This is a genomic window from Nocardioides guangzhouensis (genome assembly GCF_004519545.1).
GTDB lineage: Bacteria > Actinomycetota > Actinomycetes > Propionibacteriales > Nocardioidaceae > Nocardioides > Nocardioides guangzhouensis.
The window spans coordinates 1-10,457 of the sequence record NZ_SDKM01000071.1 but is presented as its reverse complement, the minus strand read 5'-3'; the positions used below and the strand labels follow the sequence as shown (position 1 = coordinate 10,457).

8 protein-coding genes are annotated in these 10,457 nt (G+C 67.4%); 3 read left to right on the top strand and 5 right to left on the bottom strand.

Translation table 11 applies throughout. From position 1 onward, the window contains the following. Positions 1-128: 128 nt before the first annotated feature. The gene (locus EKO23_RS23810) at positions 129-362 is read right to left on the bottom strand and encodes a hypothetical protein (protein ID WP_134720978.1); all 234 of its coding nucleotides are present in this window, start codon (positions 360-362) and stop codon (positions 129-131) included. A gap of 874 nt (positions 363-1,236) precedes the next feature. Between EKO23_RS23810 and EKO23_RS23805 the strand changes: the two genes are divergently transcribed. Next, positions 1,237-1,701: a hypothetical protein gene (locus tag EKO23_RS23805; RefSeq protein ID WP_134720977.1), complete on the top strand. Its 465-nt coding sequence runs from the start codon at positions 1,237-1,239 to the stop codon at positions 1,699-1,701. 411 nt (positions 1,702-2,112) lie between these two features. After that, positions 2,113-3,630 carry a YfcC family protein gene (locus tag EKO23_RS23800; RefSeq protein WP_246051280.1) on the top strand — a complete coding sequence of 506 codons (1,518 nt, stop codon included), beginning with the start codon at positions 2,113-2,115 and terminating at the stop codon, positions 3,628-3,630. A gap of 40 nt (positions 3,631-3,670) precedes the next feature. Here the strand turns inward: EKO23_RS23800 and pepD are convergent, their stop codons facing one another. After that, positions 3,671-5,209: a beta-Ala-His dipeptidase gene (gene pepD / locus EKO23_RS23795; protein WP_134720976.1), complete on the bottom strand. Its 1,539-nt coding sequence runs from the start codon at positions 5,207-5,209 to the stop codon at positions 3,671-3,673. 259 nt (positions 5,210-5,468) lie between these two features. Here pepD and EKO23_RS23790 point away from each other — a divergent pair, with 259 nt between their 5' ends. Continuing rightward, positions 5,469-6,698, top strand: coding sequence for an arginine deiminase (locus EKO23_RS23790; protein WP_134720975.1), 1,230 nt, complete (start codon positions 5,469-5,471; stop codon positions 6,696-6,698). Positions 6,699-6,829: 131 nt separating this feature from the next. Here the strand turns inward: EKO23_RS23790 and EKO23_RS23785 are convergent, their stop codons facing one another. The 3 genes from EKO23_RS23785 to EKO23_RS23775 all read right to left on the bottom strand — a co-directional run. Next, on the bottom strand, positions 6,830-7,078 hold the full coding sequence (locus tag EKO23_RS23785) for a hypothetical protein (RefSeq protein ID WP_134720974.1): 249 nt from the start codon (positions 7,076-7,078) through the stop codon (positions 6,830-6,832). Positions 7,079-7,208: 130 nt separating this feature from the next. Next, complete coding sequence (locus EKO23_RS23780) at positions 7,209-9,797, bottom strand: cation-translocating P-type ATPase (RefSeq protein WP_217702788.1); 2,589 nt, start codon at positions 9,795-9,797, stop codon at positions 7,209-7,211. A 139-nt stretch (positions 9,798-9,936) separates the two neighbouring features. Continuing rightward, the coding region (locus EKO23_RS23775) for an NAD/NADP octopine/nopaline dehydrogenase family protein (protein ID WP_175582739.1) at positions 9,937-10,457 on the bottom strand (521 nt) is incomplete at its 5' end.

The window sequence follows — 10,457 nt, the reverse complement described above, 5'->3', positions numbered from 1 at the left end:
GGCCGCAGCGTCGCACGCTATCTGCGGCATGTGAGCGCGTTTCGCGTGTGTGCCGTCGCGATCGATCCACTGACCTACGCCGAACCTTGCTCGGGCTCAACACCCGACACACGAGCCGGACGACCGATTCATCGGCGACCCGGACGTGTTGGCGACGCAAAGGTTGCACTGACCTGCCAGATCGGGATGGGGTCCGCAAACGCTGGATACATAGAGGCCGACCCGATCTCGGTGACGTTTACCTCGTCCCACTCGGCAAGCCAGACGAACACTTCGTCGCGGCGATAGACAGCACCAGACGAAAGCCCGGCCAACAGCGCGTCGTGTGCAGATCCTTCTCCCGGGCTGATCTGGACGATCACCAGGTCCAGCAACGGCGTTGGCGGCCCACCGGGGCCTACCGCCTTTGTGTCCCCGGCTGCATCCATGTGACACCTCGTCCCAGTCCCGGCTGGTACTCCATCGGCTCTGCCACCGTACGCCACGCCTGACGCAATGGGCGGCACTTGCGCATGTGTCCCAGGAGGGAAGTACCGGTCTTCGGGATGAGTGCGTTTCCCTCGGAATAGGGACACACCCAGTAATCCCATCGAATGGTCACCATCCAGAGCACACCTCGGCACCATCATGCGACGACATCGCGCGAGAGCAGTCGACACTTGCCGGCGGACTACAGGTCGTGCCCGGTCGCACGCCCGCACGGCTCAGTCCGACGCCACCTGGCGAGGCACTGGGCCGTTCGAGTGCCGCAACTGAGGCCTGCCAACCGTGCGTCGCCCATGTCGGCAACCGTCCGGACTGGACGACTTATCCTCTGTTACTCATCGGCCAATGAGTAACACACCCGAGGCGCCACCGGCCCACCTCACGCGATTCGGGTGATGGAGTGGGTCTGCGAGGACTGGCACCAATGCTCGATGGCGGGCGGGACGTCACCTCGATCAAGTGAAGCGCAACTCCCGACGATGGGGCCAGCACTCGAGCGCTCCGACTGCCTGCGGACGCGCGAGGGCAGCTGGCGGCCCAGTCTTCAGACGAGCCGCCAGGCGGCGTCCAGCCCTAGTCGAATCCTCGAATCAACCCGTGAGCTCGGGGGTTGCAGCTGCCCTCGGCAAACGCGCGGCCACTCGTGCGAGAGAGCCGCGTGCGGTGGTTGACGGGGCCCGTCCGGGCCGCACAGTCCCTGGACGTGGCCGCACCCGGTCACACCAGAACCCAACGAAACGGACGACCCAAATGATGCTCTACATCAACGCCCCCCACGACCCCGCGCTGCACCGCCTGCACCTCGAGGACTGCAGCAACATCCGCGAGGCCGACGGCTGGTACGTGCCCTGCCCCACGGCCTGCAAGGCGCACTTCGACGCCTGGGCCGACCCCCGGCTGCACGACCAGAAGGTCGGCGGCCCCTACACGCCCCTGCCGAACTCGATCCTGGCCTGGGTCTCGCTGCTGCCCGGGACCACCCAGCTCGGCACCTGGACCCACAACAACGAGTGCTACGACGGCACGATCGTGAGCCTCTACGCCAACCACACGACCTTCTTCGAAGACGACCAGGCCGTTCCCGTGTGGGTGGTAGTGGTCGTCGGCGCCACCGAGGGCGCCCACTACTGCGCGCTTTTCGACAACGAGGTAGATGCTCGCGCCTTCTACATCTCGGAGGTCAACGGTCAGCTGGAACTGCTGGCCGACTGCTAGGTGAGCGGGGAAACCTGGCAAGGGGTTGCCCAGCCCGACCCGGGGTATGCCCATCCCAGTCAGGCCCACTGGGGAGCTCAGTCGCCGCGCTCAACACAAGGGATCATTTGCTGGCTCACACAGCCGTGGTCCCGACTGATGTCGTGCCACTGCCCACGAACGGCCACCGCGTCAGGGCCCCGACGGGGCATCTCGCCGCGACCGCGAATGTTCCTGATCCACGACCCGCGGGTGGTGACATGCACGCGCACAGGACTTCCGTCGCCGAGGTCCGTTCCGACACGGTGCGCGGGACTGGCGAACCACCCTGCCGGCGAGGACGATTGACCTGCCGGCACAGGCACGCGTACTGAGTATCGGGGGTGCGGTTTCGTTCCTGAGCAGTCGCGACCACACGAGGGAGGAAGCATCGTGTCCACGGAAAGTCGCACCATCGAGGCTGAGCAGACGCCCAGCGGACGGAAGTTCACGTTCCCGAGCGCCTTCACGGTGCTGTTCCTGGTGACCATCGCCGTCTGGCTGCTGGCGTTCATCATCCCGACCGGGACGTACGACCAGAAGGATGGCGCCCCGGTTCCAGGGTCCTACCACCACGTCGACGCCGGCTTGTCCTTCATGGACCGTTTGATGGAGCTGTTCATCGCACCGATCAACGGCCTCTACGGTGTCGAGAACCTGGACACCGGCTTCATCGGGCCGTATGAGACGGGTGAGCTGTTCGGCGCGGCCGGCGTGTTCATGTTCGTGATCGCGATCGGCATCTTCATCACGATGTGCATGCGGACCGGTGCGATCGATGCAGGGATCGCGCGCGTCGCGAAGCGTTACTCGACGCGCGGGCCGGTGTTGATCATCGCGCTGATGGTGCTGTTCTCCATCGGCGGCACGACCGAGGGCATGGCCGAGGAGACGCTGGGCTTCTACGCGCTCGTGGTACCGCTGGTTCTGAGCCTGGGATACGACCGGATGGTGGCCGCCGGCACGATCCTGGTCGGTGCCGGGGTCGGCGTGCTCTGCTCGACGGTGAACCCGTTCGCGACCGGCGTCGCCTCGGACGCCGCGGGGATCTCGATCGGTGAGGGCATCGGGCTGCGGTTCCTCATGTACATCGTGCTGGTGCCGATCTCGATCGTGTTCGTGCTCCGGTACGCACGCCGGGTCAAGGCGGACCCCGCTCGCTCGCGGACCGGGCCGCAGCCCGGCGACGACGAGATCGCGGCCGCCGGCATCGGCGATGTCGCGGACATCACCACCAAGCAGAAGATCGTCCTGGCCATCGTCGGGTTCACGTTCGCGTTCATGATCTTCGCGATCGTCCCGTGGGCACAGGTCATCAATGGCCCGAACGCCGACAGCTACGCCTGGCAGCTCGACTGGTACTTCCCGGAGCTGGCTGCTCTGTTCCTCGCGATGTCGATCGTCGTCGGCCTGATCGGCGGCCTCGGCGAGAAGGGCCTGACCGACACCCTGGTCAGGGGCGCCGCTGACTTCGTGGGTGTCGGACTCATCATCGTGATGGCGCGCGGGATCACCGTGATCATGAACAACTCACAGATCACCGACACCGTCCTGCACTCAATGGAGAACGCCGTCAGCGACACCTCGAACGGCGTGTTCGGCGCCCTGATGTTCTTCGTCAACATCCCACTGGCGTTCCTGGTCCCCTCCACGTCGGGACACGCCGCGCTCGCGATGCCCATCATGGCGCCGCTCGCGGATTTCGCGAGCGTTCCGCGGGCGATCGTCGTCACGGCGTTCCAGTCCGCGTCCGGCCTGGTCAACCTGATCACCCCGACGTCCGCGGTCGTCATGGGCGGGCTCGCGCTCGCCAAGGTCCGCTACGACCAGTACTTGCGCTTCATCGCGCCCCTGCTCGGGGTCCTGTTCGTGCTCTGCACGGCATTCCTGGCCATTGGCGCAGCCGTGTAATGCGGCGAGGGAATGTGACCCGGAGCCGGACCTGTCCCGGTCAGCGGAGATCGCTGTCTGCGAGCCGGGCCAGGATGCGCCGGACCACGTCGTAGAACCGCCCCACCGAGGCGACGTCCAACCGCTCCTTCGGACTGTGCGCGCCCTCGACCGTCGGGCCGATCGACACGGCCACCAGCTCTGGCAGGTGCGCGGCGATCTCTCCGGCTTCGAGTCCCGCGTGCACCGCAGTCACGCGAGGTTCCTGTCCGTAGACGTCGACGTGAGAGTCACGGACGACACCGAGCAGGGCGCTCTGGAACTCAGGCGGCCAGGCGGGGTACTCAGAGGTGACGATCGCGCGCCCGCCACCGAGCCTCGCAAAGCTGGTGTAGCGCGCATGCAACGCGTCCAGGTCCGCCTGGCGGGACGAGCGTGGTGCAGACACCAGTACTGCCTCGCCATCCTCAATGTAGGCCACGCCGAGGTTGGTGGAGGTGCGGACGATCCCCGGTAGCCGCTCGTCCATCGACAGCACGCCGGAAGGCAGGGCAACCAGCAGGTCGACGATCCGCTGGGCCGCATCTGCTGACATCATCCGGTCCGGTGGCTCGGGAGCTTTGACGATCTCGACGATCGCGTCGTCGTCTGCTCCTGAACGCCAGGCCCGCACTCGCTGCTGTACGTCGGCGGCAACACGTTCCAGGACCCTGTACCCATGCTCGTCGACGAGGACGACGGCGCGAGCCTCGCGCGGGATGGCGTTGTCAGCGCGTCCACCGGAAAGGTCAGCGATGCGAAGCCGGGATGCCGGGTCGGCGGCGAGATCCTCGCCGGTGAGCGCCAGCACATAACCCAGGGCCTTGACCGCGTTCGTGAGGTTGACATCGATCTGCTGCCCCGAGTGACCACCTGTCAATCCGCGGACGGCGAGCTGGACACACCGGCCCTCCGCGGGAGCGGCCTCCCAATCGATCGGGACACGCACGAACACACGTGAGCCACCAGCACTGCCGATGATGACTTCGTTCTCATCCTCTGAATCGAGATTGAGAAGGATCCGACCGGTGACCAGCCGTGGATCCACCCCGGCCGCGCCGCTGAAGTCCTCCTCTTCGTCCACGGTGAATAGCAGCTGCAGCGGCGGATACGACAATCGTTCAGCCATGGCCGCGTCCGACGTGATCTCCACTGCGATCGCGAGAGCCACCGCCACCCCGATCCCGTCATCGGCACCCAGTGTCGTGCCGCGAGCCCGCACCCACCCGTCGGCCACGGCCGGGAAGACACCGTCCACCGCCGGATCCGTGCCTGCCCCGACGTCCGCTTCACACACCATGTCGAGGTGCGCCTGGAGAATCACGGTCTTCGCCCCGGGTTTCCCGGGGACATCGGCGATCACGTTGCCCGCAGCATCCGTGATCGCGTGCACTCCAAGCTGTCGAAGACGGCTCAGAACGTGCGCCCGCACGATCGCCTCTTGCTTGGATCGCCGCGGAAGGGCTGCGATGGACGCAAACTCGCGCCAGACGACGGCGGGTTGAAGGCCGTCCACCCAAGCGAGTCGGTCAACTCCACCCTGCGCGGACACCTCAGACATCGGCCACCCCTCTCGCAAGCAGAGTAACTGGCCGGCTCCTCCCGCGAGGTTCCATCACGTGACGATCACGGGCTGGTCAGACGCAGGACGAGGCGGCCGTCCCGACGTGCCGCGCTGATGACCGCCGCGCGCTCCGATGGGCGACGTCCACCGGGCCGCGATCCATCGCGTCTCGAAGCGCGCTCCCTTCGTCCAGGCCGACGAGCGCGGGCGCTCGCTAACGTAGATCTGACGGGGTTGGTCGGAAGGAGGAGGAATCATGGGATTCCACGTCGACTCCGAGGTCGGTGTGCTGCGACAGGTGATCCTGCACCGGCCCGGGCTCGAGCTGAACCGGCTGACGCCGGACAATGTGCACTCCCTGCTGTTCGACGACGTGATGTGGGCGCAGCGCGCCAAGGAGGAACACGACGCCTTCGCTGGAAAGCTGCGGGACAAGGGGGTCAGGGTCTACCTGTTCGCCGAACTTCTGACGCAGGCCCTCGATCAGCCGGGCGCGCGGGAGTTCCTCGAGGACGAGTTGACCAGCGCGACCAGGTTCGGCCCGGCGCTCGACAAGCCTCTGGACGACCTGGTCGCCGCCGCACCGGCCGACAGGCTGGCCGAGATGCTGATCGGTGGTGTGCTGCGCAGCGACCTCGACCTCAGGGAGACCAACAGCCTGCTGCTGAGGTCTCTCGACCCCGACGACTTCCTCCTGACACCGCTACCGAACCATCTGTTCCAGCGCGACAACTCGGCCTGGGTCTACGACGGCGTCTCCATCAATCCGATGAGCAAGCAGGCGCGTAAGCGGGAGACCATCAACTCGCGGCTGCTGTACAACTTCCACCCGATGTTCACGACCAGCGACCCACCGCTCCACTTCTACTACGGCAACGACAGCCGCGACCACGAGCCGGCGAACTGCGAGGGCGGCGACATCCTGGTCATCGGTAACGGTGCGGTGATGATCGGCATGGGTGAGCGCACCACACCGCAGGGCATCGAGTCCCTCGCACGCGAGTACTTCAAGCACGGCAAGGTCACGAAGATCATCGCGGTCGAGCTGCCCAAGACCAGGGCCTTCATGCACCTCGACACGGCGATGACGATGATCGACCGGGACGCCTTCAGCATCTACCCGTTCCTGCCCGAGACATTGCGATCCTTCACGCTCACGCCGGTGGGTGATGGCGGCGACTACCAGGTCGCGGAGAACGCCGAACTCTTCCCGGTCGTGGCGGAAGCGCTCGGAGTCGAGAAGCTGCGCGTCCTACGGACGCCGATCGACCTCAGGGGGGCCCAGCGCGAGCAGTGGGACGACGGAAACAACTTCCTTGCCGTGGCTCCGGGCGTCATCTTCGGCTACGAGAGGAACACCACGACCAACACGTTCCTGCGCAGGAACGGCATCGAGATCGTCACCATCGCCGGCAGCGAGCTGGGTCGCGGTCGCGGCGGCCCCCGGTGCATGTCGTGTCCGATCGAACGTGACGGTGTCGCCTGACCGTGGACTTCACCCCCCGGGTGCGCGTTCGAACCGGCGGGCCGGTCCGATCGGAACGACCTCGATGGCGCGTCCTACTCCCACCTCTCGACGGCAACGGAAGGATGCGCTCGTGACCAATGAGCGTGCGACTAGCGTCCACGCTTCCTGGGCCTGAGCTCCGGTGGCAGTTGAGGATCATCGCCATCCTCGTGCAAGGGGTCGCTCGCCATCTCCCAACCGAAGGCATAGCCCTGCGTGTACTCCGTGTCCGTGGCTCTCGGGCAGTAGTCCTTCTCATCCCACCAGTCGACGAAGGCGTCGTCCTTGCCGTGCCTGAACCGTTCGCTGTGCGGGTCGACCCATGGACCCTCAGGTGGCGATTTCTCGGTCACGGCCACTCCCGGTGTGCTGTCGTGCCAGGGTGTTTGGTCCGGCGCACGTCCACCATCCCCCTCCGCCGTCCGGGTCACCAGTCCGTTCGCTCGTGCCGCAAGCGACGGCGAGCGCGAGCCGGTCCAGGAGAGTCGGTCAGGACGTCGACCCGCCAGGACGCCCGGCGGACTGGCGCACACTTCTCGCCGGCGTCGCTCTGGCGATGAGCCAGCCGAGGATCCCGGTCGCGACCGCGACGGCGAAGTCGGCCGCCGGCAAGGAAGAGGTCCCCAACAGGTCCTGGAGCACGGGGACGTAGACCCCCGCGACTCCGAGGACGAACGAGCCGGCCACGGCGAGGGGTAGCAGCGGGTTCTGTCGAGTGAGCTGCACCGGTCGAAGCCCGATCGCCACGCCGAGTTGGAGGCAGGTCAGGGCGAGGAAGATCATCGTCTGCCAGGCCCGCTGATCGTGGTGCGCCCAGAGGCCGAGCGCAAGCGTCACTGCCGACAGGACCACGCTGATCAGGACAACTCGCTGCCACAAGCCATCCCCCAGGACGCTCTGCTCAGATGGCCTGGGCGGCCGGTTCATCGCGTCGGGTGAGACGGGTTCCGCGCCGATGGCGACTCCCGTGATCCCGTGGGTGAGCAGGTTGATCCAGAGGATCTGGGCGGCGACGAGGGGAACCACCAGTCCGACGAACGGACCGACCAGCATGACCAGGATCTCAGCGGCGCCACCGGAGAGGCCGAAGACCAGGAATCGCCGGATGTTGGCGTAGACGCGTCGACCTTCCTGGACGGCTGCGACCACGGTCGCCAGATCGTCGTCGGCGAGCACGAGGTCCGCGGACTGGCGGGCGACCTCGGTGCCGCGGTGGCCCATGGCGACTCCGATGTCCGCGCGGTGCAGCGCCGGACCGTCGTTCACACCGTCGCCTGTCATGGCGACCACGGCGCCCCGGTCCTTCCATGCCTGGACGATGTCGAGCTTCTGCTCCGGGGTGGTCCGGGCGAAGACCCGGGGCAGGGTCAGGTCGGCGACCTCTCCGGCCGTGATCTGTGGTCCGGTGACAACGCTGCTGGTGCGGTCCGCCCCTTCGGGGTCCAGAACGCCGACTCGTAGCGCCACGGCTCGGGCGGTGGCCGGGTGGTCACCTGTGATCAGCACCGGCACGATGCCCGCGGTCCTGCATTCCTCGATCGTGGCTCGTGCCGCCGGTTTGGCCGGGTCGTTCATGGCGACCAGCCCCAACAGCCGCTGCGGGCTGTTCTCCCAGTCGGCACCCATCCGGACTTCCCCGGCCGTCAGCGCCAGCACCCGGAATCCCTGGCCCGCCAGGTCGTCGGCACGTACCAAGGCCGAGCGCCACACAGCGGCCTCCCGGCCCGGTCCATGCCTGGTGTGGAGCGCTTCGACCGAGCCCTTGGTCACGACCAGGACGCGCTGCTCGCCATCGCGGACGACCACATGGGCGGTGGTCATGCGCTGGGTCGCGCTGTCGAACGGCACCTCTCCGACACGCGGGAGGACGCGGTCGAGGTCGTTCTTGCGCATGCCCGCCTTGCCGGCGGCGCTGAGCAGGGCCAGCTCGGTCGGATCGCCCAGTCCCGACCACGGCTCCCCCGGTCTGGCGGGCGGCGTCAAGTGGGCGTCGTTGCAGAGGACACAGGCCCGCAGGAGCTCGATCACGTCGGGGGCTCGGCTGGGGTCGAGCGCCGCGCCGGCAGAGACGAGCGCACCGTGCGGTGCGTAGCCCTGCCCCGAGACTCCGACCGAGTGCTCGGGTGTCCACAGCTCCTCGACCAGCATCCGGGCCTCGGTGAGCGTGCCCGTCTTGTCGGTGGCCAGGATCGTCACCGAGCCCAGGGTCTCCACGGCCGGGAGCCGCCGAACCACAGCGTTGCGGGCCACCATCCGACGTGCCCCGAGCGCGAGGCTGAGGGTGACGACGGCCGGCAGCGACTCCGGTACCGCTGCGACCGCCAGGCTGATCGCCGTCACCAGCATCAGCTCCAACGGCTCACCCCGGGCCAGGCCGAGCACGAGCACCACCGAACACAGGGCGACGGCAACCAGCGCCAGGGTCCGTCCCAGCTCGGCCAATCGACGCTGCAGCGGAGTGGGTTGGACGCGTGTGTCCATCAGAGCGGCGATCTGTCCGAGAGCACTCGAGGCGCCCGTTCGGGCCACGACGGCAACGGCGCGACCCTTGACGACCACTGTTCCCGATGAGAGCGCGTCGCCCGGCCCTTCACCCCTGGGCCCAACCTTTCCCACCGCGATCGACTCGCCGGTGAGCGCCGACTCGTCAACCAGCACCGACGATGCCTCGAGCAGGTCACAGTCGGCCGGGACGATGTCGCCCTCGCCGAGCATGACGACGTCGCCCGGAACCAAGCTCGCGGCGGGGAGCGACGTTTCCACGCCGTCACGTCGGACTCGCACGATCGGAGCGCTCAACTGCGCCAGGGCGGTGATTGCCCGGTCAGCCCTGACCTCCTGAGTGACCCCGACCGTGGTGTTGACCAGCACCACGAACGCGATCACGGCAGCATCTGGGTAGTCGCCGGTGACCAAGGTCAACACACAGGCAGCGAGAAGAACGGCGACAAGGGGGTCCCGGAGCTGCAGGCCGATGCTCGACCACACCGAGATCCGTCCCCGCTGTATGAGCTCGTTCGGCCCGACCTGCTCCAGGCGCCGTGCGGCCTCCGCCGTGGTCAGACCGGTGCCCTCCACAGTCGTCACCATAACCAGCGATCAACCCAGGCGGGCGGTGCCCGAGGATCTCGACCGTCTCGGCGCGCATCGCCTCGTCCCCCACGCGTCGCGAGGCAGCCACGCCGTTGGAGCCGCCCGGGTACGCCGCCTCCGCCGGTCAGAGGGCGGCGAGGTCGCTGGCGCTCAGCTCGTCGAGGCCGAGGGTGGCGAGGGTCCGCTTCCCTTCGACACGGAAGTCCCGAGCCAGCACGATCGACGCCAGGGTGATGAGCGCCTCCATCGTCGGGGTCTCGACGCGGACCCGGCGGGCCAGGTCGGTCAAGAACACCAGAGAGTAGCCGACGTCCTCGGTCAGGTATCGGTTGTCGAGCTGGTTCTGTGCGCCGATGCCCAGGAAGCCCGGAGCGGTGGAGTAGCCGGTCGAGTAGTTGGCCTCACGCATGTAGCCCTGCAGCACGCCCAGGTCGGGTTCAGACAGCACGCGCACCCCGAGCGCGTCGGCGATCGCCAGCCGCTCACGGTCGACCGCCTCGATCACCCTGCCCGCAGCCTCCGTGACCCCCTCCTCGTAGAACAGGAACCCGCCGCCGGTCCGCTCGATCAGAGCGGCGTTGACCAGCGTCACGGCAGGGTGGATCACCGGGTTGCCGTTCTGCAGCGTCGTCTGGAAGACGCTGT

Excerpts from the sequence above, each read along its gene's own strand:
- EKO23_RS23805 (WP_134720977.1), top strand. The coding sequence starts at position 1,237 with ATGATGCTCTACATCAACGCCCCCCACGACCCCGCGCTGCACCGCCTG.
- pepD (WP_134720976.1), bottom strand. The coding sequence starts at position 5,209 with ATGTCTGAGGTGTCCGCGCAGGGTGGAGTTGACCGACTCGCTTGGGTG.
- EKO23_RS23790 (WP_134720975.1), top strand. The coding sequence starts at position 5,469 with ATGGGATTCCACGTCGACTCCGAGGTCGGTGTGCTGCGACAGGTGATC.